The organism is Cellvibrio polysaccharolyticus (assembly GCF_015182315.1).
GTDB lineage: Bacteria > Pseudomonadota > Gammaproteobacteria > Pseudomonadales > Cellvibrionaceae > Cellvibrio > Cellvibrio polysaccharolyticus.
The window spans coordinates 1,213,234-1,234,657 of sequence record NZ_PRDL01000001.1; the positions used below are offsets into that span (position 1 = coordinate 1,213,234).

General features: G+C 52.2%; 18 protein-coding genes. 6 read left to right on the top strand and 12 right to left on the bottom strand.

Translation table 11 applies throughout. The annotated features are described in order from the left end of the window. Positions 1–59: 59 nt before the first annotated feature. Genes C4F51_RS05125 through C4F51_RS05140 form a run of 4 tightly spaced genes read left to right on the top strand, consistent with a single transcriptional unit; the run spans position 60 to position 6,245 of the window. Positions 60–1,937, top strand: coding sequence for an ABC transporter ATP-binding protein (locus C4F51_RS05125; RefSeq protein ID WP_193907762.1), 1,878 nt, complete (start codon positions 60–62; stop codon positions 1,935–1,937). Next, positions 1,934–3,817: an ABC transporter ATP-binding protein gene (locus C4F51_RS05130; RefSeq protein ID WP_193907764.1), complete on the top strand. Its 1,884-nt coding sequence runs from the start codon at positions 1,934–1,936 to the stop codon at positions 3,815–3,817. The genes C4F51_RS05125 and C4F51_RS05130 overlap by 4 nt, the downstream gene beginning before the upstream one ends. Before the next feature lie 13 nt (positions 3,818–3,830). Beyond that, on the top strand, positions 3,831–4,430 hold the full coding sequence (locus C4F51_RS05135; RefSeq protein ID WP_193907766.1) for a nitroreductase family protein: 600 nt from the start codon (positions 3,831–3,833) through the stop codon (positions 4,428–4,430). Between the two features lie 15 nt (positions 4,431–4,445). Continuing rightward, the gene (locus tag C4F51_RS05140) at positions 4,446–6,245 is read left to right on the top strand and encodes an ABC transporter ATP-binding protein (RefSeq protein WP_193907768.1); all 1,800 of its coding nucleotides are present in this window, start codon (positions 4,446–4,448) and stop codon (positions 6,243–6,245) included. A gap of 82 nt (positions 6,246–6,327) precedes the next feature. On the opposite strand, the gene C4F51_RS05145 is transcribed toward C4F51_RS05140, so the two are convergent. From C4F51_RS05145 to C4F51_RS05155, 3 genes are read right to left on the bottom strand one after another with little or no spacing between them, the layout of a single operon-like run. Beyond that, positions 6,328–7,539: a hypothetical protein gene (locus C4F51_RS05145; protein WP_193907770.1), complete on the bottom strand. Its 1,212-nt coding sequence runs from the start codon at positions 7,537–7,539 to the stop codon at positions 6,328–6,330. Positions 7,540–7,544: 5 nt separating this feature from the next. Further along, entirely contained in the window at positions 7,545–8,726 is a 1,182-nt protein-coding gene (locus tag C4F51_RS05150; protein ID WP_193907772.1) for a methanobactin export MATE transporter MbnM, read from the bottom strand. Between the two features lie 24 nt (positions 8,727–8,750). Continuing rightward, positions 8,751–9,770 carry an MbnP family copper-binding protein gene (locus C4F51_RS05155; RefSeq protein WP_202987622.1) on the bottom strand — a complete coding sequence of 340 codons (1,020 nt, stop codon included), beginning with the start codon at positions 9,768–9,770 and terminating at the stop codon, positions 8,751–8,753. A 177-nt stretch (positions 9,771–9,947) separates the two neighbouring features. On the opposite strand from C4F51_RS05155, the gene C4F51_RS05160 reads away from it, so the two are divergent. After that, on the top strand, positions 9,948–10,250 hold the full coding sequence (locus C4F51_RS05160) for a c-type cytochrome (protein ID WP_193907774.1): 303 nt from the start codon (positions 9,948–9,950) through the stop codon (positions 10,248–10,250). Here C4F51_RS05160 and C4F51_RS05165 read toward each other — a convergent pair. The 9 genes from C4F51_RS05165 to C4F51_RS05205 form a co-directional block, all read right to left on the bottom strand. Next, positions 10,239–10,787, bottom strand: a complete 549-nt coding sequence (locus C4F51_RS05165; RefSeq protein ID WP_193907776.1) for a response regulator transcription factor — start codon at positions 10,785–10,787, stop codon at positions 10,239–10,241. The two genes, C4F51_RS05160 and C4F51_RS05165, sit on opposite strands and share 12 nt — an antisense overlap. Before the next feature lie 548 nt (positions 10,788–11,335). Then, positions 11,336–12,151 (bottom strand): class II glutamine amidotransferase, encoded by an 816-nt coding sequence (locus C4F51_RS05170; RefSeq protein WP_193907778.1) that lies wholly within the window; start codon positions 12,149–12,151, stop codon positions 11,336–11,338. 167 nt (positions 12,152–12,318) lie between these two features. Further along, on the bottom strand, positions 12,319–13,011 hold the full coding sequence (locus C4F51_RS05175; RefSeq protein WP_328701313.1) for an MgtC/SapB family protein: 693 nt from the start codon (positions 13,009–13,011) through the stop codon (positions 12,319–12,321). Between the two features lie 92 nt (positions 13,012–13,103). Continuing rightward, positions 13,104–15,584, bottom strand: a complete 2,481-nt coding sequence (locus C4F51_RS05180; RefSeq protein WP_193907780.1) for a PIG-L family deacetylase — start codon at positions 15,582–15,584, stop codon at positions 13,104–13,106. A gap of 408 nt (positions 15,585–15,992) precedes the next feature. Continuing rightward, positions 15,993–18,389, bottom strand: a complete 2,397-nt coding sequence (locus C4F51_RS05185) for a TonB-dependent receptor plug domain-containing protein (protein ID WP_193907781.1) — start codon at positions 18,387–18,389, stop codon at positions 15,993–15,995. A 387-nt stretch (positions 18,390–18,776) separates the two neighbouring features. After that, positions 18,777–19,070, bottom strand: a complete 294-nt coding sequence (locus C4F51_RS05190) for a hypothetical protein (protein WP_193907782.1) — start codon at positions 19,068–19,070, stop codon at positions 18,777–18,779. A gap of 70 nt (positions 19,071–19,140) precedes the next feature. Further along, the gene (locus tag C4F51_RS05195) at positions 19,141–19,287 is read right to left on the bottom strand and encodes a hypothetical protein (protein WP_193907783.1); all 147 of its coding nucleotides are present in this window, start codon (positions 19,285–19,287) and stop codon (positions 19,141–19,143) included. A gap of 52 nt (positions 19,288–19,339) precedes the next feature. After that, a complete protein-coding gene (locus C4F51_RS05200) occupies positions 19,340–19,498 on the bottom strand; it encodes a hypothetical protein (RefSeq protein ID WP_193907784.1) in 159 nt (52 codons plus the stop codon). Positions 19,499–19,962: 464 nt separating this feature from the next. Then, positions 19,963–21,084 (bottom strand): LLM class flavin-dependent oxidoreductase, encoded by a 1,122-nt coding sequence (locus tag C4F51_RS05205; RefSeq protein ID WP_193907785.1) that lies wholly within the window; start codon positions 21,082–21,084, stop codon positions 19,963–19,965. 23 nt (positions 21,085–21,107) lie between these two features. Here C4F51_RS05205 and C4F51_RS05210 point away from each other — a divergent pair, with 23 nt between their 5' ends. Continuing rightward, positions 21,108–21,365, top strand: a complete 258-nt coding sequence (locus tag C4F51_RS05210) for a hypothetical protein (RefSeq protein WP_193907786.1) — start codon at positions 21,108–21,110, stop codon at positions 21,363–21,365. The last annotated feature ends 59 nt before the right edge of the window (positions 21,366–21,424 follow it).

The following is a 21,424-nucleotide window of genomic DNA, read 5'->3' on the forward strand; positions in this document are numbered from 1 at the left end:
CTGCATACCCCAATGAGAGGCTGCATGGTGTTTATGGATAAGGTGTTGTTTACAAGGCTATGAGTGATTCAGTCAAGGCTGCCAAGGCAGCTGAACCGGCTATTGATTACAAGGCCATGCCCCGTGTACTGACCCGCCTGAATAATCTGGCACTGCACTATCCCTGGCATTTTGCGGCTGCTATTGCTTGCGCTATCGCGGCGGCGGCTCTCGGTCTGGTAACGCCGCGTTTGCTCGGCGAGGCGGTAAATCAGGCCTATGCATTGCTGCAAAACGAACCGGCAGTTGCCGACCGATCAAGCTTGAATTCTCTACTGTGGGGGGCGGCGATATTGATTGTGCTGGCGTCGGGCGCGCGCGGTATTTTTACCGGTTTGCAAGGTTATCTGGGTGAGGGTATTGCCCAGCGCGTTGGTTATGATTTGCGACTGGCTTATTTTTCAAAACTGCAAACGCTGGATTTTGCCTTTCACGATAAAAGCCACTCCGGTGATTTGATTGCCCGGGGCATGCTGGATCTGGAAGGTGTGCGCGCTTTTCTGGAGATGGGCGTATTGCGTTTGATTACGTTGTTGTTATTGCTGGGGTTTGGTGCCTGGCGTTTGCTCAGCCTGGATGTCTGGCTGGGTTTGCTGGCGCTGTGTTTTGTTCCGGTCGTTATTATTCGGGCAACCGGCATGGGTGTGCGGTTACGCAAAACCTGGTTGCGCCTGCAGGAGCTGATGTCGGAAATGACATTGGGCATGGAAGAGAATTTACAAGGTGTGCGAGTGGTGCGCGCTTTCGCCAGTCAGCAGCGTGAAATTGCGCGCTTTGATGAAGTATCTGAACAAGCACTGAAAGTTTCCGAGCAGCGTATTGCCACGCGTGTAATGTCGATGGGTATTATGAACCTGGCGTTTTACTCGGCCATGGCTCTGGTGTTATGGGTGGGCGGGCAAAAGATTATTGCCGGTTCACTGTCGGTAGGCTCCCTCACCGAAATACTCACCTTTATGATGATTTTACAGCAGCCTGTCCGGCAGGTCGGCATGATTGTTAATGCCGGTTCACGGGCGACCTCTGCAGGCGGCCGTTTGTTTGATGTGCTGGACAGCGAACCGGTTATTGCCGATTCAGCCAACGCCAAACCCTTGCAAATTGCTCAGGGCATTTTACGTTTTGAGGCGGTCAACTTTTCCTTTTCCAAAGCACCGCAGGCGCGGCCCATCTTGCAGGACATCAGTTTTACTTTACAGCCGGGCAAAACCCTCGGCATCGTCGGTGCTCCCGGTAGCGGCAAGTCGGTGCTGGCGCAATTGATTCCGCGTTTTTATGACGTTGCGTCCGGTTGCATTACGATTGACGGTCAGGATATTCGCTCGGTTTCGCTGGCATCGCTGCGCAACAGTATCAGCCTGGTGCAGCAGGATGTGTTTTTATTTGATACCAGCGTTCATGAAAACCTCGCTTACACCGACCCGACTACCGATACAGAGCAGGTTGAAAATGCGGCGCGTGCTGCGGCGGTACACGATCAAATTACGGGTTTGACTGGCGGTTACCAAAGCCGGGTTGGCGAGCGTGGCGTGGCTTTGTCGGGCGGGCAACGGCAGCGCCTGGCGATTGCCCGTGCCCTGGTCAATCATCCCCGGTTACTGATATTGGATGATGCTACCGCAGCAGTGGATTCAGTGACCGAATCGGAGATTCTTGCCAATTTGCGTGCTTCTGCCGGGCAGCGCGCTACATTGATTATTGCCCATCGCTTGTCAGCGATTCGCAATGCTGACGAAATTATCGTGCTGGATAAAGGACGTATTACCGAGCGCGGAACACATCAGCAATTGCTGTCCCGCCAGGGCGCTTATGCACAGCTTTGGCAATTGCAGCAACAGGCTGCGCAGGTAGATGGCGAGCAGCCGTTGCCTGAGTCGGCTCGGGAGGTGCTGGTATGAACCCGTCATCCTCGTTTTCTTCTTCTGCATCATCGGTGCCTTTTTCCGGTGGCAGTCGCTTTGGTGATCGCAACCAGGATGCGCTGGCGCTGGACGATGATATTTTTGCGCGCTTTGATTCAAAAATATTCCGCAGGTTATGGCAGTTTGTGCAACCTTATCGGCGCAATTTATGGTTGTCGTTATTGGCGGTTGCCGCTTACGCTCTGGTGCAGGTTTCCATTCCGATTGCGATTCGCTTTGTGGTCGATGCGGCGGTGGCGGACAGCACCGACCTTGCTCACCAGATTAGCCTCAATGCAGCGGTGCTGATTTTTGTCGGCTTGATTGCGCTGAATTTTGTGCTCAACTGGACGCAGGAGTGGATGGCGGCGCGCGTGGCGCAGCGGGTAATTTTTGATTTGCGTCGGGCGATGTTTTTGCATTTGCAGCAAGTGTCGCTGTCGTTGCTGGACCAAACCCAGGTCGGGCGTCTTATGTCGCGCTTGCAAGGTGATGTCAATGCCTTGCAGGAATTTATGGAAAGCTCGATTTCATCCCTCGGTGATCTGTTCCTGTTGGTGGGCATTGTGACCGTGCTGATGTGGATGGATTGGCAAATGGGTCTGTTAACCCTCGCGGTGTTACCGGCGCTGGTGCTGATCCGTCTGCTCTGGTTGCCCTGGGCGAAGCAGCAGTTCCGTCGTGCACGGGAAGCTTCTTCGGCGGTCAATTCCGCTCTGGCAGAAAACATCAACGGTATTCGCACCGTGCAGGAAAGCCAGCGTGAGTCGTTAAACTTTGATCGCTACCGCGGCATTGCTGAAGCCAATCGCGCGGCGCAAACCCGATCGTCGCTGGCCTCGCAAATCATGGTGCCCAGCGTGGATATTCTTACCGGTATCGCCCTCGGTGTGGTGGTCATGGCCGGCGGCCTGGCGGTGATGGATGGCCGTATCGCGGTAGGTGTTATGGTGGCTTACCTGTTTTATGTGCAGCGCTTTTTTGATCCGATTCGTACCCTGTCAATGCAGTACACGGTATTACAACGGGCCATGGCGGCAGGTTACCGGATTTTTGAAGTGCTGGATTTGCCATTAACCTTGCGCGAAAAAGAAAACGCCATCAGCTTGCCATCGACCACACCGGCCATTGAATTTCGTGAAGTCACCTTTGGTTATAAACCGGCAACCGCGGTGTTGAAAAATATCAACGTCATCATCGAACCGGGCCAAACCATTGCGCTGGTTGGCCCCACCGGTTCCGGCAAAACCAGTGTGACTACCTTGATTCAGCGGTTTTATGATGTGTGGCAAGGGCAGGTGCTGATTAACGGTGAAGACGTGCGCGACCTGTCGCTGGCATCGCTGGGCAAAACCATCGGTGTGGTATTGCAGGAGCCGTTTTTGTTTTCCGGCAGCATTCTCGATAACTTACGCTACGGCAAGCCCGAGGCTAGCGATGCGGAAATTATTGCGGCGGCAAAAGCGGTGAGCGCGCACGATTTCATCGAAAAATTACCGGACGGCTACCACACCTTATTAGGCCAGCGTGGTCGCAATATCTCCATCGGGCAGCGCCAGTTGCTGAGCTTTGCTCGCACGCTGCTGGTTGACCCGAAAATTCTTATTCTTGATGAAGCCACTGCCAATATCGACAGTTTTACCGAGCAGGCCATTCAGCGCGCATTGAAAGTGCTCTGCGCCGGGCGCACCAGCATCATCATTGCTCACCGCCTGGCCACCATCCGCGATGCCGACAATATTCTGGTATTGCGAGCTGGTGAAGTTATTGAGCAGGGCAATCATCAACAATTGCTGGCCATACAAGGTTTGTATTACCAGCTGAACATAACCGGCCAATCTTCCTTTGAAGAGCCGGTCACTTCTCTATCAACCTGATTGGAAAAATGTTATGACACAGTCATCTGAAAGAACTGCAAGTCACGCAGTTGCGCCGGTCTTTATCGAGCGCTGGTCGCCCCGTTCCTTTGCTGCCGACACTATTAGCGATAGCGAATTGTTTACGCTGTTTGAAGCCGCCCGCTGGGCTCCGTCTGGCAATAACTCCCAGCCCTGGCGGTTTATTTACGCCAAACGCGACTCCGCGTCCTGGACCGGTTTTCTTAATGTATTGAATGAAAAAAATCGCCTGTGGGCGAGCAAGGCGTCTGCGCTGGTTATTCTGGTGACTGCGACCGCGGTACAGCGCGAAGGCGAAGCACAGCCATCCCCGCTGCGCAACCATGCGCTGGACGCCGGTGCGGCCTGGGTAAGCCTGGCGTTGCAGGCGCAACTGTCCGGTTGGAAAACCCACGGCATTGGCGGCTTTGATAAAGAAGCGGCGCGTCAGCAACTGGCCATCCCCGAGCATTACCAGGCGCAGTTGGCTATTGCGATTGGCAAACAGGGTTTGCTGGATGAGCTGGCCGAGGAATTTCAGCCGCGTGAAAAGCCTAACCAGCGTTTGCCGTTAAGTGCGCTGGTGGCAGAAGGGCGTTTTTCCTTTTCATAACCGATAGGGCAACTGATGAAAAATTTGTGGAGAACGATTCAGTTCATCCCGGAATACCGTGGCCGTCTGGTTGCGGTAATTCTGGTGGGAACGGCGTTGGGGTTTATCGGCACTGCAACTCCTTATATTTATAAGGGTGTGGTAGATGCTATATCGAGAATGATGGCCGGTACCATTACCTTTGAACAAGCCAGTAGCACCGTCATGTGGTTGCTGTTGTTGTTTCTGGGGCTGCGTTTGGGTGTGGTAATTTTTACTGCTCTGCAAAACAAGCAGGCCGATGATTTGTGGTTGCAAACCGTCAGTACTTTTCGCCAGCGGGTGTTCGACAATATGACCCGCAAGTCGATCGACTACTTTGAGAAAACCCGTGCCGGTGAAATTATGGACCGGTTTGGCAATATCACCACCATCACCATGTGGTTGTCCTCATTGACCGAAGGCGCGCTGGCCAGTGTGCTGCAAATGGTTTTTATTCTGGCGGTGCTGCTGATTAAAATTCCGGTGGTCGGCGGGTTAATGCTGGTGGTAGTACTGATCAATTTCTGGATTTCCTGGCGCACCGTCGGTTGGACCAAACCGCACCGCCGTGGCTGGCAGGAATACGCCGGGCGCATGAGCGGCTTGCTGGCAGAGATGGTCAGTAACATTGCCACCGTGCGCAGCTTCGGTGGCGAAGCTGCCGTCAAACAACGCTACGACGAAACTCAGGCCAAGTGGCTGGTGGCGCGGGGTAATTTGCACAAAACCCAATGGCGCTCCGAGCAGGCGTTAAACGTTGTGAATACCTTTGGTATTTTTATTGCGGTCGTGGTTATTACCCGTGGCGCCTTGCATGGTGAATTTACCACCGGCGATATTCTGCTGGTGTTGACCTTATCGCAAAACCTGATCAATGCCATTTCACCGGTTTCGCGGCAGATCAACCAGGCAAGCGAGATTGAAAGCGCCGCCGAGCGTTTGGTCGAGCTGCTGGATGTTGACAGTGAAATTGAAGACCACCCCAACGCGCATCAGTTAACGCATCTGGAATCTATCGCGTTTGAAAACGTCAGCTTTCGTTACCCCGGCAAGGATGAATACGCGCTGCGCCATATCAATTTTTACGTAGGCGCTGGCGATACCCTGGCACTGGTCGGCAGCAGCGGTAGTGGTAAAACCACCATTGTGAAATTGCTGATGCGTTTTTACGATGTGAGCGAAGGGCGCATTCTGATCAATGGCGTGGATTTGCGGGACTACCAACAGCGCAGCATTCGTGCGGTGATGGGCGTGGTACTGCAAGACGTAGCCCTGTTCAATGACAGCATTGGCGAAAACATCGCCTTCGCTCGTCCCAATGCGTCAGAGGAGCAAGTGGTGGAAGCGGCCAAAGCAGCCAACGCCGACCAGTTTATTCAGCGCATGGAAAAAGGCTACGAAACCGTGGTGGGTGAGCGCGGCGTGCGTTTGTCCGGCGGCGAAAAGCAACGGGTTGCCATTGCTCGCGCTATTTTGAAAAATCCGCAACTGATTATTCTCGATGAAGCGACCAGCGCGCTCGATTCGGAATCGGAGCATCTGGTACAAAAAGGCCTGGCAAAACTGGTCACCGGTCGTACGTCAGTGATTATTGCGCACCGCCTGGGTACGGTGATGAGTGCCAATACCATTCTGGTGATGCGCAGTGGCGAAATTCTCGAGCGCGGCAATCATCAACAATTGCTACAACACGAGAAAGGCCTTTACGCCAAACTCTTTGCCTTGCAAACGGGTAATGCCGAAGAGCATTCGGTAGAAGAATGGCTGGAGGTTGCTGAAAAGAATACAGAGTAATTTTCAGCGGTAATTGTTAAAAACATTAAACCCTGACACTGAATTGCCGTTCGGTGTCAGGGTTTTTTATGTGGATAAAATACTAGCGACGTGGCCAGATACCTTCGCGCCATACTATGCCAACAACCAGGCGTGAATCATCCTGCAGTATGCTGTTGTCTTGCACCGCTTCCAAACGCAGTGCCAGGCTGTTTTGAAATTGCCAGTGCCAGCCCAACGTCCAGCGGTGAGGGTTTTCGCCAGTCGTTACCAGCGCGGCATCTTTGGCCAGTTGCGGTGCGCCGGGGCCTTTCAAATAATTTTCCAGCACCAGCTCTTCTCCGCGCAGAGAAAAACGGTGTTGTTTCCATTGCAGCGAAGATTGTAACCAGCCTCCGGTGTAATCGGCGTTGATACTTGAAAAGCGTATGCCATCGGTTAAATCGCCGTCTGCCTGAACGCGCATCCATTCCCCCTCAGCCGACCAGCTCAATGCGTTGGATATTTTCCAGGAAAGTTTGCCGTGTAAACCACCGAGTCGGGTTTCACCGCTGAAGCGCACATCATTGAATAATGGGCGGAACAAACCGGTGTGCTGGTGTTCGCCACCGTAGCGATGGTCGCTGCGCAATGTGGCGTCGGCTTGCATCCACCAGGCTCCCGCCGTAAACCCGATAGTTTCGCCTTGCCAGTCGTAGCGTGCAAAAATATCCGAACTGCCATCGTTACCGGTTGGCGTTGCCGGAAACGCTTTGCCTCGCCAGACCTCAATGCCGGAGGTAATGCCATTTACCGGCGTCCAGATAACCCTGATACCTTCATCGTGAAAGTGCCTTCCCAAAAAAGCATCCAGCGCTAATGCGGATTCGCTAAACAACCGGGTGCTGGCGTGTTCGGCAATACCAGGAGAAAACGCCGCAGACATTCGGCCCGCTTCTACATTGAACGCTGACCAGGCATCCACACCTTTCCAGCCGAGGTAAACATGTTCCAGCTCCATGCCGCCATGATCGTCGCCACCGGCATGGATACCGGCTTTCATAACGCCATAAAACTCATCATTAATCGCGTGAGCCAATGCCAGCCAGGCTTCATCCACGTCTACCCCGGATTTAACCGGCCAGGATTCACCGCCCATCAGTGCGCCGGGAATGCGCCAATATTGCTGGTCACCGACCACGCCGTCTGAACGCCAACTGACAGAAACGCCTGCATCCAGCGTGGTAGGGTTGCTTGCGTTATTACTAATAACGGTATGTGCAGTGGCAGATGAACACAGCAGCTCAGCGGTTAACGCAAGAGAAATTTTTGTCATTGAATTCACAGAGGCTCCCATGGATTGGCAAAGCGCGGGTTGGTGACAAAAGATTCATCGGTGAGGGATTCCAGAAAAGCAATCACGTCCTGAATTTCCGCTTCACTGATATCAAACCCGGCAATGAAACTGTCTTTGAGCGGATTGATGCGGCCATCGCCGGTAAATTCACCCCCGGTAATATTTCTGCCGCCGTCAGCGTAGGTGCGAACCACTTCTTCCAGCGACGCGATGGTGCCGTCGTGCATGTAGGGCGCGGTCAGCGCGATATTTCTTAATGACGGCGCACGAAACGCACCCATTTCAAAATCGCGCCCGCTCACTTCATAAACACCGGTGTTCTCTTCCGGGTAAGCACCACGGCCATCAAGGTTATAAAGACCGGTGTTGTGAAAAGGCCGCTCTACCACGGTCATGGAGCGATCGCGGGTTGAGTTGGTGAAGTTGTAGCCTTCATGGCAATGAAAACATTCCAACCGTTCGCCATTAAAAAGCTGCATGCCGCGTCTGGCGCTTTCATTCATGGCAGTGAGCTGGCCTGCCGAATAACGGTCAAAGGCAGAATCAAATGAGACCAGCCCGCGTACAAAACTCGCTAACCCGGCGACAATATGCCTCCAGGCTTCTTCGCTTTGCAGGGCCTCGGGTATCTCGGGAAACGCCGCTCTGAAAAGGCGTTGGTAAACCGGATCGTTACGGATAACGGCGAGAATAATGTGATGGTTGCTTTCGTTAATGCCGTGTTCGATGGGCCTGTCGCCAAACAAAGGCACAACAATTTGTTGCTCCAGCGTTGCCAGTGACGGGTTGGCCCAGGTGAGGGTTGTCATCCAGGCAACGTTGGTGAGCGGTTGCGCATTGCGAGGATGTTGCTCACCGGTTGAACCAAAAGATCGCACCAGACCATCGGTAAAGGCTTTGTCCTGATGATGGCAGGAGCCACAGCTGATATTGCCACCGCCCGACAGGCGCGTGTCGTAAAACAAATGACGGCCCAGCTGAAATTTTTCTTCACTCATGGTGTTGTCTGCCGGTTCAACGGGCAAGGGCACCCCGACGGGCACCCTCCAGTCGAATCCGGACGCGGATGCACCTTCGTCATCAATGCGCGTTTCACTGCCGGTAGGGCACCCTGCCAACAGGCAGCAAGTCAGTGCAGCAAACGATGTGATCAGTGCTCGAAACATGAATTCGTCCTGCTTCAAGCTCAATCAATTATTGAGTAAGGAAAATGCGGTTTGCATCGGTGCGTTGGTGGTGGTACCGAGCGGATGCACCAGGCCAAAGCTGGTAAATACCTCGGCACATTCCGGATCAGACACCGTAGACATACAACCCGCCGGGCCGGCTTCATCTGCACCGAGATTACTGCGTGCAACAATGGCGGCGTAATCCAGTTTGATGCGGGACTTGCCGGGCATAAATCCATCCAGCGTAATGTCAGCGCGATTCAGTTGTGCACAGCTAACTTTTTCACCGCTAATGGCATCACCGGTACAGGCGGTGCTACCCAGATGAATATTCCAACGGTTACTGGTCCATTCCGGGCTGCCGGGGCGAGTAATGGCAACATCGGTAAAAATATCGAGGCCGGTAAATTTATAACCTACGTTCCAACCCCAGTTCATCCCGGATGCCAGCCCCGGGCTTTTCAGCGGCCCTGTTGCCCTGGTTTGGTCAGCATGGTTATGCGTTTCCGGTACGCCGAGCGTAAAACGCACACCGGCAATCGTATGGGAGCCCAAAGTGACTTTACCTTTCACGCTTTTATTCATGGCCGGGTTCTCATCGCCCTGGCAAGCAGCAGCACCGGAGCCCAATTTATTGCGAAAATCCAGCAGCGCGACATTGGCAGTTTGCAAATCGGTTTCATCCAGTTCAATCGGCAAGGTTTCACCGGATGCAGTTAATAGCACAAGGTTGTGCACATAAAAACGGAAGTCTGCAATACGGCCGGACGTGCCCACCGTACCCAGCCCATCCAGTAATGCGTCGCAACTGATTGGCGTAGTGCCTGCAAAAGCTTCAAAGGGAATTTCAATCGCAACCTTGCCATTACTGGCTGCTGAAGAACTTGAACTGCTGGGAATACTACTGGCCTGGCTGCTTGAAGAACTGCTGATAGCTGAAGACGAATTGCCGGATTCTATTTTTGTGCCGGAGCCTGAACCGCCGCAAGCCGTCAGTGCCGATGCAATAAATAATAATGACATGGGTTTTATCAGTTTCATTTCCAATTTCCCTGAATGTAAAAACGTGAAATGAAATCATAAAAAGTGGTTTTTCTGAATGTGGCAAAATGCCGCAGGTATTGATAAACCCTGTTGTGAAGGTTGCGACACTTTGTCGCATTAACATTACCGCCGTGCTGCGCAATAATTTTTCTCTACCAAAAAGGAGAAGAAATAATGATTAGAGTATGCAGCGCTTTTTCTTTGCTGTCGCTAATGGCAGCGGCACCCATCGCGATGGCCGACGATATTATTGAAGGGAAGTACAATCGTTCCTGCAAAATGTGCCATGAAGCCGGACTGATGGACGCCCCGAAAACCGGCGATAAAGAAGCCTGGGCGCCACGGTTGGTGCAGGGTAACGAGGTGTTGCTAAAACACACCATGGAAGGTTACAAACTGATGCCTGCCAAAGGACTGTGTCAGGATTGTTCGGAAGACGACTATCGAAAACTGATTGATAAAATGTCAGGCAGATAGATTGTCAGTATTCATTGAGCCGGATTCAGATTTTCTGTATCTGGCTATTTTTCGTTGCAAGGTGCGCCGGTGTAACGACAGAGAGCGGGCCGTTTCGGAAATGTTGCCATTGCAGGCATCCAGTGCTTTCTTGATATTCTGCCACTCCATATGCGAAAGAATATTGGTGCTGCTACCCAGGTCAGCGCCTTCCTCGATATCGAAAGCGTTAATGATGTCATCAACATCCGCCGGTTTTAACAAGTAATCCCGCGCGCCCATTTTAAATGAAAACACTGCAGCCGCGATGCCAGGTTGCCGCGTCAACACGACTATTTGCATCGACGGGTTTATTTTTATCAGCTCCGCAATCAGTGCAATACCGGCATCCGGTTTTTCCAATACCGTTTCCAGTAACGCAAAACGAATCTCCTTTGTCGCCACTGCCAAAGCCGCTTTGCTGTCGTGAGAGGTATAAACACTAAAACCTCGCCGGGTAAGCTGCGGGCATAGCGTCGCAACAAAATCCATGTCGTTATCAACAAAAAGTAATTTCATCTTTTCGCTCGGCTATTGGTGTGGAAATTAAAATTACTGCGTATTGCCATGCTGCATCGGTAATGCACCTGTGAAAAATCTACCACCTTTTTTCCGGTTTTCTACTCATGCGACAATTTGTCTCATACCTTGTTTTTTTTGAAGCGGAAGGAATGATGAATCGGGGAAATATATTTTCAGCGGAATTGATTAAAGCAGATATGATTGGTATGAGAATATAGGTCAAAAAAAGTTACCGGTAATAGAATCCTGAATTTTCGTAAGTATCGGAGCGATAACGGGCGAGTTTGGTGTCAGGAAGCTTGTTCCAAAACCGTCGAGTCAGGGACGCCCGCCATCTGCGATGGATGGCCGGCTCCGCTTGTGGATGTTCACGCGTTTTGGAGCAAGTTTCCTGACACCGAACGAATAAATGGCATTACCTCCACAATACCGTCGACCAATAAAAAAAGCCCACATGATGTGGGCTTTTGCTTAAAGTGCTTGTGGAACTCCTTCCCCGAACAGGATTGCGGCAGCAACGCCGGAGACAGAGGTTTCCTGGACAGTTACGCCGCTAACAGCTTTTTTGCGTGCAAATGACTTCCCAGCAAAGGCAGGCCATCTTTAAACACCAGGCTCTCGCCCGCCTCACAAATAATCCAATGTTCATTACGGGTCAGCGGCTTGGTCGCAATCACCACCATGCGATCTTCCCGTGAATTATGCGCATTCAAATCCAGGCTCACATCGCTATCAATCAACGTCACCTGCGTAAACGGATAACTGCGCTCTACATACGCCAGGTTAGTCGAGCAATGCGTGAACAAAATATCGCCGTTCGACAGCATCACATTAAACACACCAAAGGCTGCAATTTCGTCGGCCAGGGTCTGCCACAGTGAGTACAAGTCATCCAATGCGGGCGGGTTATCCCGGGTCGCTTTAGGAAATGCAGCAGCCATTCTCTCCATAATAAAGCAGAACGCGCGCTCGCTATCGGTTTCACCTTCCGGGGTAAAACGGCCAGTCAGCACCGGGTGAAAATTATGCAAATCACCGTTGTGCGAAAAAATCCAGGACTGACCCCACAGCTCACGCTTGAACGGGTGGCAATTGCGCAGGGTCACTTCACCGTAGGTCGCTTTGCGAATATGAGCAATCACGTTGCGGGACTTGATCTGCTGGGCGCGGATCGCGGTCAGTAACGGTGAGTGCGCAGCCGGTTGGTGATCCAGAAATATACGGCAGCCGTGCTCTTCAAAAAAGGCGATACCCCAGCCATCTTTGTGTTCATCGGTCAGTCCACCGCGCGCCTGAAAACCTTCAAGCGAAAAATCGATGGTGGCTGGTAATCTGCAATTCATTCCCAATAACTGGCACATTGGCGTGTCTGTCTTTCCGTTTTGTATGAATGGAAGGTTAAGGGTTGGTTGAAGGGACGCTGTCAATAACAGCAGTTGATGAGAGGTATAGTAGGGATAAACCCGCAAGGGGTGAAATAATAAAAGATCGCAAGCTTATAACCAGACGCGGATTTAGCTTATAACCGTCAATCCCCCGTAGGTGAGATACAGAATTCGAGCACTTCCGGGTTCTGCCGCCACAGCTCGGTGAGCCTGGCTACATTGTCGATGCGCCCGGTGCGGATCACCATACGGTATTGAAAGCGGTCATCTTCCAGCAGCCGGTAACTGGTATTGGCGATGGCAAAACCCTGCTGTTGCAACAGAGTGCGCAGCTCGGCTTCGGGAATAATGCGGTCGCGGGCAAAGGTGATGTTGTGGTGAACGTAGCATTGGCCGGGCATCACCGCCTCAATATGGCGAAAGACCGACAAAATACCCAGAGTTGCCAGCGTCGCCAGCAGGGCGGGAAAGTAGAAGCCGACCCCGATCAGAATGCCAATGGCGGCGGTAATCCAGATGGATGCGGCGGTAGTCAGGCCGCGCACGCTGAAGCCTTCCTTGAAAATAACCCCGGCGCCGAGAAAACCGATGCCGGTCATAATGCCTTGCGCCATGCGCGTGGGGTCAGCGCGAACGGTTTCATTCACCACATCGGCAGGCATCCAGCGGGATTGAAAAAAGGTCACCATCATTAACAAACTGGACGCCACACACACCAGCGCATGGGTGCGAAAACCCGCCGGGCGGCCATGAAAACTTCTTTCCAGGCCAATGGCACCCCCTGCCAGCAGGGCACCACCGAGATGGATAATCATTTCAATATGATCCGCTTGCACTGGTGCTCCTTGCGAATGGGCAAAGCAAACATGGTAGCAAGCAGACCAAAAAGCAGAAGGACTGTTTGTTTATATGCTTATGCCAGCGGCGGTTACTCGGTGCGCGGGGCAATCACATTGGCAAACAACCGCGTCGCCCCGGCCACCCCGGCCGGCAACTGGCGAAAAAACGACAGCGGTGCATAGACAAAGCGGCCCTTGCCGTAATTTGCGGTTAGCAACCCGCCGTGCAAGGTTTGCTCGCCTTCATCATTAAAAGCCAGCAGCGCGGTGTAGCGGGGGTCGTAATCTCGCGCAAAATACAGCCCGCGTTCCTGTACCCAGCCATTAAAATCCGCAGCGGTAATTTTATTGGGGTGATTGAGCAACGGGTGATCCGCTTGCAGAAAAGTCACTGCCGCCCGCTCTTCGGTAATGCGGTCACGGCTTATGGTAAACGGGTAGGGGCCAATGCCACCGGCCGGCAAGTTGGCGAGCGTATTGTATTGGCTGACCAGCACACCGCCCTGTTCGATGTATTGATGCAAAACCGGTAGCAACTGTCGAAGGTCGGCATCGACATTAATAGCCCGACCGCCGGTGATCAGGCTGTCGTAGTGTTGCAGCAGCTTGAGCGGTTCTGCATTGGCGACCAGCGCTGCACTGTTCAAAATATCAATGTCATAACCCAGCTGTTGCAACACCGCAGGAATTTCATCACCAGGTCCGGCGAAATAACCAATGCGGGCCTTGCTGATGTTTATATCCAGTTTCTCCAGCCGGGCGCGGCTTTCCGGGTACCAGTTGGTAACCGGAATATGTTCATAAGCAATGCGGGTTAACCCGCGGTTATACACCTGCTGGCCGGTTTCCAACGCAATGCGCAGATCGTCACTGCTGGCGGTTGCTGGCGGTTGCAGCGTAAACCGCAACACCTGTTGCTCGCCGGATTTTTCAAAATGGAAGGGCTGTGTTGGCGGTGTCACTTGCCAGCCCTCCGGTATCACCGGGCGAACCTGTCCGCTGATACGGGCAAAGCCATGTACCCGCACGGTGATAGCCTGCTCGCGGTTATGGTTGAACAGGTACACGGGCGCATCCAGTGTCGCCGTTACCGGCGGTGCCACCTGAATCGGCTGGTACACTTCGCCGCGAATCGGATCAACATACTTATGCTGCACCTCACGGGCAACCGTGACGAGCTGCCCGGCAATATTCAGCTCAATATGTACCTGCGCCCGGTTGTTATTAACCGGCAAACCAATCAGCTGCTGATCATCTACCTGCCAGGTATATTCACTATCCAGTTTTTCCAGCCAATAAGGTTGGTCCGTGTGCACCAGCTGCAACCGGGTATTGAGGCGGGCTATCTCGCCGGGTTGCAGTACTTGCGCATCTGCAGGCGGTTGTTGCCCTGCCTGGTGTGAGTTATCGAGCAGGCGAACGGCTACCGGAATAGGACTTTCGGTAAGCACTTCAGTAATGACCTGCAAGCTGTCGCCCGCAGCGTACTCTCGCCCCTCTGCCAAACTTTCTACATGAACCCCCGCCACCTGCAACAGCAGGTTTTCTACTTGTGTGCGCTTATAATTCACCCAGGGCGAATCCGGTAATTGACGCAATTGGGTCAGTAACTGCGAAAGCGGTTTAACCAGTTTTTCCGGATGATGCGGTTCAAAGGCTTTTTGTAATTGCCGGACTTTTTTTTCAATGCCGCTGCTGCCCGCAATGCGCGACCAGTCGGTGTGGATATCTTCAAACAGATCCGCCCTGGCTGGCGTTCCGTCCAGGTGAGCAAAATGCTCGCGTCGAATGCCGCGATTGACGGCAGAACCGAAGCCCTGGCTTTTATGTTGGTCACGGCTTTTTGCGGAAATTTCACCGTAGTGTTTCCCGGTCAGCACATTCAAACCGCCGATCTGTTTTTTCAGCTGGTCATCGCTGGTGGTATCGCCGCTATCCAAAAACCGCAACCAGGTATTCCACACAATACGCTTCGCCTGCCAGGGCTTTACCCAGGTTAATTGTTCCGGGAATCGTGTCGGGTCTGCGGCAGCGCGAAAGGCTTCCTGAGCAAGGATGGAAGACGCCTGATGATGCCCGTGCCCGGCGCGGGCGTCAGCCGGAAAGCGGGTAATAATCACATCGGGTTGGAAATTGCGAATAATCCACACCACATCGGCGAGAATTTTTTCCCGGTCCCACAAGGACAGGGTTTCTTTGGATGTTTTGGAAAAACCGAAATCAACCGCGCGGGTAAAAAATTGTTCTGCGCCATCAATTTTGCGCGCCGCCAGTAATTCGTGGGTGCGAATAATGCCTAATGATGCCCCGCGTTCGCTACCAATCAAATTCTGCCCGCCATCGCCGCGCGTCAGCGATAAGTAGCCGGTGCGCAAGTGCCGGTGTTGATCCAGCCAGGTGAGCAGCTGGGTATTTTCGTCATCCGGGTGGGCGGCAATATATAGCACGCTGCCGAGCACATTCAGACGATCCAGTTGTTGGGCAATATCGCCGCTACCGCTTGCCAGGGTATTGCCGGAAAGCCAGAGCAGGGCGACGAGGAAGATGGATTGGTGTTTGGAGGTGGACATGTTTTGGTCCTGGAGTTGTAGAAATAATTTTAAGAAGAGCAGATATCGGTATATCTCGAAAAGCGGGTGACAGATTCCGAAATTTAAAAGCGGTGCCATTTGTCCGTTTGTCCTTAGGAACTTTGTTCCAAAAACGCATGAACATCCGCAAGCGGAGCCGGCCAATCATCACAGATGATTGTCGTTCCGTGCGCGCAAAACATGTTTTGCTTTATGCACACTCCACCCCTGTGGCTCCGACGGGTCAACGGCAATAGCTCCTGCATTGCCCTAACTCCCGCCATCCATGGCGGTCGTCCATGACCCGACGGTTTTGGAACAAAGAGCCTAACGCCAAACTCGCATCATGACGGTGTTAAGACCATTGCTGATTTCTGATTGAAAGCAGAAAAAATAGAGCCGCAGTCATCAAAACTCATAACTGACACTGCTGTAATAAAACGCACCCTGATGGCCTTCCGGAGACGCCGTGCTGTACTTGGCAATACCATAAGCGCCGGTACCGGTGCTGGCCAACTTGTCGGGGCGGGTATCAAAAATATTGGATGAGCCCACTACCAGTCGCACACCGCTATCAAAGCGGTAAGCAATATCCAGATCGCTAATCGCCTGGGACGAGAAGGTCTGGTCGTTGGCGGCTGCGGTAGAACGGCTGGTATATTCGCCATAGAAACGGTTATTGAAATTCACATTCCAGTTACCAATTTTGTAAGCGATACCCAGGGTGTATTTATTGTTGGGTGTAACATCTTCCAGCACACCTTGTGCAGCTCGACCAATAATGCGCGTGCCGGAGAAATTGCCGACATTACGAATGTTGGTAATTTCCGTTTCATTCCAGGCGTAGCCAAAATTTATATCGAGTTGGCCGCCAGCAATATCCAGCCGCGTTTTTGCCACCAGTTCAGCACCACGGGTGCGGGTGTCGAGCAGGTTGGTAAAGAAGGTCGCGCTGTTAACGTTGTAAATCCCTACTCTTTCCAGCGCGGTAATAACATCATTGCCACTGAGGTTTTCAGACGGCGTAACGCGTTCTTTTACCTCAATCTGGTAAGCGTCCAGGGTGATGCTGGTGCGCTCCAGCGGGCGCCATACCAGGCCGGCAGAAATATTGTCAGAGGTTTCTGCTTCCAGCGGTTTGCCGCCCAGCGCAGCGGCAATGTCACTGTCGGCGCGCAAGGTGCGCTGTTGTACGGCAGTAAATTGTCCGGGTGATACTTCAACAAACTGGGTGCCAGAACCTTGAAAACCTGCCTGTACCAGTGACGGTGCACGGTGGCCGGTACTGAAACTGGCGCGCAGTGCAAATTCCGGGGTGAAGTCGTAGCGGGTGGTTAACTTGCCGTTGCTGGTGTTGCCAAAATCCGAATAGTCTTCAAAACGAAATGCCACACCGGCTTGCCAGGCATCGGTCAATTGCGTTTCCAAATCCAGGTAAGCGCCGATCACATCGCGAGAAATTACCCCGGCGTCGTTAGGCGTAATACCGGATGATGCCGGGGTATAAAAACCGCCACTCGGGTGCGGGTACCAGCGGTTTTCCCAGGCCGCTGCTTCACCCACATCCAGCGTGTATTTTTCATCGCGCCAGGCGAGGCCGCTGGAAACGGTGAGTGCATTTTGCAAAAACGGCAGGGTGAAATCTTTTACCCAATCGAGGCCGATATTGGTTTGCTCATTGGTGCGGCGACCAGTGTAAAAGTCGGTGGGGGTTTCCGGGCCCCAGCTGGCGTTGAGAATTTGATAGTAGTGAGAGTCAACCTGGTTTTGGCCGTAGTTGACAAAGAAATCAAAATGGCCTGCATCATTCTCAACTTTCAAGCCGCCGTTAATGGCGTAGTCGTTGAGCGTATAGCGGGTGTAAGGCCAGTAACCTTGTGGATAAATTTCTGTCAGGTTGCGGCGATCATTCGGCAGTACATAGGCCGCTTCGGCATCGCTGATTTTATGCGACCAGGTGGCGAAGCCATAAGCTTGCACATTGTCGTTCAACGGCAGTTCGCTGTTCACCAGCACATTGTATTGATCCTGCACATTGCCCACACCAAAACGCCAGTTTTTATAGGGGTGGCCATCCGGCAGGCGGCTGTCCGGATTGGTATCGTTGGCGGCTGCCGACGTGCCAGCATCCAGGCTCACGGTTACAAAGCCGTCGTTCGGTAATGAAAAACCTTTCCAACCGCTGAGCTTGCGTGACAGGCCATCGCCTTTTTTGTATTCGCCGATGCGGAAACCGATTTTTCCGCCTTCGTCGGCTTCTTTCAAAATAATATTAATAACACCGGCAATTGCATCGGAGCCGTATTGTGCCGATGCACCATCGCGCAATACTTCTACACGCTCAATGGCGTCAATCGGGAACAGGGAAATATCAACCGGTACACCGCCTTTGGCCCCATAGTTTTGGCGGGTAACCGTTGAGCCGGTATGGCGGCGCTTGCCATTGACCAGCACCAGGACCTGATCGGAGGCGAGACCGCGCAATGAAGCTCCCGGTGGAACTTCCTGAGCAAAAGCGCCATTGGTATTTTGCGGAAAGGTAAACGAAGGCAGTAACCCGGCCAGTGCCTGCCCCAGGTTGCTCGCGCCGCTTTCAATTAACGCAGCCGCAGAGATTACATCAATCGGTGCCGAACTTTGCAGTGCCGTTACGTCACTGCGGCGGGTGCCGGTTACCAGCACGGTTTCCAGTGAATCTGCTGCGGCAGGCTGATTGTTTTGTGCGAAAGCAGGAACAGCAGCAAGCGAACCCAGTGTGGCTGTTGCAATAAGGCTGCTGAGAATTTTTTTGTTTACATACGACATGCGCAAGTCCTCTTGGAATAAATCATGATGGCGTTTTGCTGTTCCTGCGGATGACTGGGCACATGCTTTGTCAGCGAATTCCTTGTTGTAGAATCGCCGGTTTGCAGGCTTCATGCCATTGTGTGACACAGCGCAAAAAATGGCGCAGTGGCTGGGGGATCGTGGTGGGGTAATAAAAAGGGAGGTGTTTTTCTGGTTAAAACAGAGCACACCGATAGCGTGTTGTTGAATGCCAAGCAGCGGGTTGGATTATTTTAAAACAGACTGGTAATGCGTAGCGGGGGATAAATATAACGAAGGTTTGCAAAAACACCCCTGTCAATCGAGTGTTTTTGCAAAAAAAATGCTATTCGAAATCTAGCCGTTAATTGACCGGTTTGAGGGTTTTTATTTGTATGGATTTCGAATGTCAGAATCTTTCGGTGGTTTTATCGGCGATGAAACCGGGATGTCTGTAATCGTGGTGGACGTTGAAGTCGGTGTTAAGCTCGAATCAACTGCCGAGTCAGGCCGAAGCGACGAATAGTTTTCTTCCGGGATAGCAGAATTTTTATCGGTTTTGGGGCGAGTGGTTTCGTCATGAATGGTCGCGTTTTTAGTGACTCGCGAAATAATAAAAAATATGACGATAATGGCCAAAACCAAAGCGATCCATACAAGATTATGCTGTAACCATTGCATTGCCGTTCTCCTGTTATTCAGAACCAATATTCACAGCATTAATCTATTCACAGAATTAATTTTTACTGGTTCATTGGTAGTAATCTTTACCGTGATAAAGCGGGTAGTAGAAGAATCCAGTGTAGACCAGACCTGGCTCATTGCCAGCTGTTGCCTTGCCAGGAAAATTCGGGGGTAGAGCATTGGCATCCTTGCCTGGCACCGGGCGTGCTGCCATTATGCTTGTCCTGAAGTTTTTCGGAAAAATTACTCCCGAAAAACCACTTGCATCAGTGTTTACCGCTACGGTTTTGTTGATCGTCTTTCTTAGCGGGTTTTGATGTTGATTTTTGATCGCTACCAGATTGCGATTTGCCATCCTGTTTGGCAGCTTGTTGCTTGTCCGCCGGGGTCGTTTTTTGACCGGGATTCTGTTGCATTTGTGCCATGGTAAACCTCCACAAAACATGAAGTGCATTGGTGCACGAACTCAGTATAAGTGGTGGTGGGTGATGCGCAAATGTCACTTAATCCAATTAATGCTGAACAAATACGCTGATAAAACCATAGATGATGGTCGTGAAAAATGGGGCGGAAGCAGTTCCGTTTGCGGTTGAGTGGCAGACCACAACAGCGCGGTAAAAGCATGCTAAAAGTCACAAATTACCGGCTTAACCGGCGTGTTTATCCGTTTGGGCAGGAGTACACACATCGTCAGCATTTGTGACAGGGTCGAGCATAATAACCGGCTCGAAAAATAATAAAGTGTGTCGCAATAAAAAAATATGCAATACAACGAAACGGCAATCCTTGCGGTATCGTTGTATTTTTATCACTGCTTGATTTGTCTCAAGTAATTGCAGCCAGGCGCGCTGCATTACTCTTAAACCGGACAGCATCAAACCAGTTGGTATCAAGCTAATGCGTGAGCTTTTTCTTTCGCGGCAAAGGCCGCCTTTTCCTGTTGTTTTGCTTGCGACTGCTCACGGCGAGCAACTTCTTCGCGCACGCTGCCGATAATCCAGCGGCCATATTCAATAGCATCGTATAAAGGTTCGTAACCACGGTTCAGGAAGGTGGTCACCCCAAGGTCGTAATAATCCAGCAGCGCCTCAACAATTTGCTCCGGTGTGCCAACCAGTGATGTGGAGTCAGTGCCAAAACCAATCGCACTGGCCGTGCCTATATAAAGATACTTGTCATGGCGATCGCCCTGTTCGGCAATAGACACCTGGCGTTCGGCACCGCCGCTTTGCCCTCTGTCTGACCTTGGCGCATCCACACTGTTTTGCTTAAGCGTAGCGGCAATGGTGTGTGCCTTTTCCCACGCCAGCTTTTCAGTTTTACCAATAATCAGCCGCGCTGACAGGCTCACGCGTGGCGCCGTTACCTGGTGCTCTGCCGCTACCGCCTTCAGCTTGGCGATGCGCTCGGCAATTTGCGCATAAGGTTCTGCCCACAGCGCATACAAATCGGTATGGCGAACCGCCACATGGTAAGCTGCCTCGGAAGAGCCGCCGAGCGAGATAGGAATATGCGGTTGCTGAATCGGTTTGATCGGCGAAAAACCGCCGCGAATTTGAAAATACTTTCCATCAAAATCAAAGGGTGTTTCCGAGGTCCAGATTTTTTTCAACACCTGCAAATATTCATCGGCCCGTTCATAACGGGCTTTCTTATCCAGCAGTTGTTCGCCGTGTTCCGGCTCGGCGGTGTGGCCGGTCACGGTATGCACACGAATACGACCACCGGTGGTGTGATCCAATGTGGCCAGCGTGCGTGCCGCCAGCGTTGGTGGTACCAGTGCCGGGCGGTGTGCCAGCATAAAGCCGAGTTTTTCGGTATGAGACGCCGCATAAGCCGCAAGAAACAGCGGATCACCACCGCCATTGGCAATCAGCACCCGATCAAAATCGGCGTGTTCATGGGCGCGCGCAAGATCGCGCAGCCAGGTAAGGTCCAGCTTGCGGTTATAAGCGGAGCGGGGATTTAACTGATCGCGTGGAAATAATCCACCAACAAATTCAACTGGCATGTGTCGTTACTCCCGGAAATTTTTTGGATGTGCTTGCCGGGTATTTAGCAATTGCTGTACCAGCTTGGGAAATTGCTGCGGCGGCCAGTAAACCGGAAAGGTTTTGGCGAATAGCGCAGCGGCGTAAATCAAGCGGATGCCCTTATGCTGTTTCTTTTTCAGATAAGCCTGCATTCAACACAACAAACCTGATGGCTTTGCAGCAGCAAAGCGGCGCAGGTTTACCGTCAGGTGTTGTGAACAAAACCCAACAAAACTTGTGGTTATTTCTGTGCAAGTAATTGGTGGGTTGTTGAAAACAAAACAGCGCGGTTTTTTATCGTTGTTGGTTTTTCCGCTA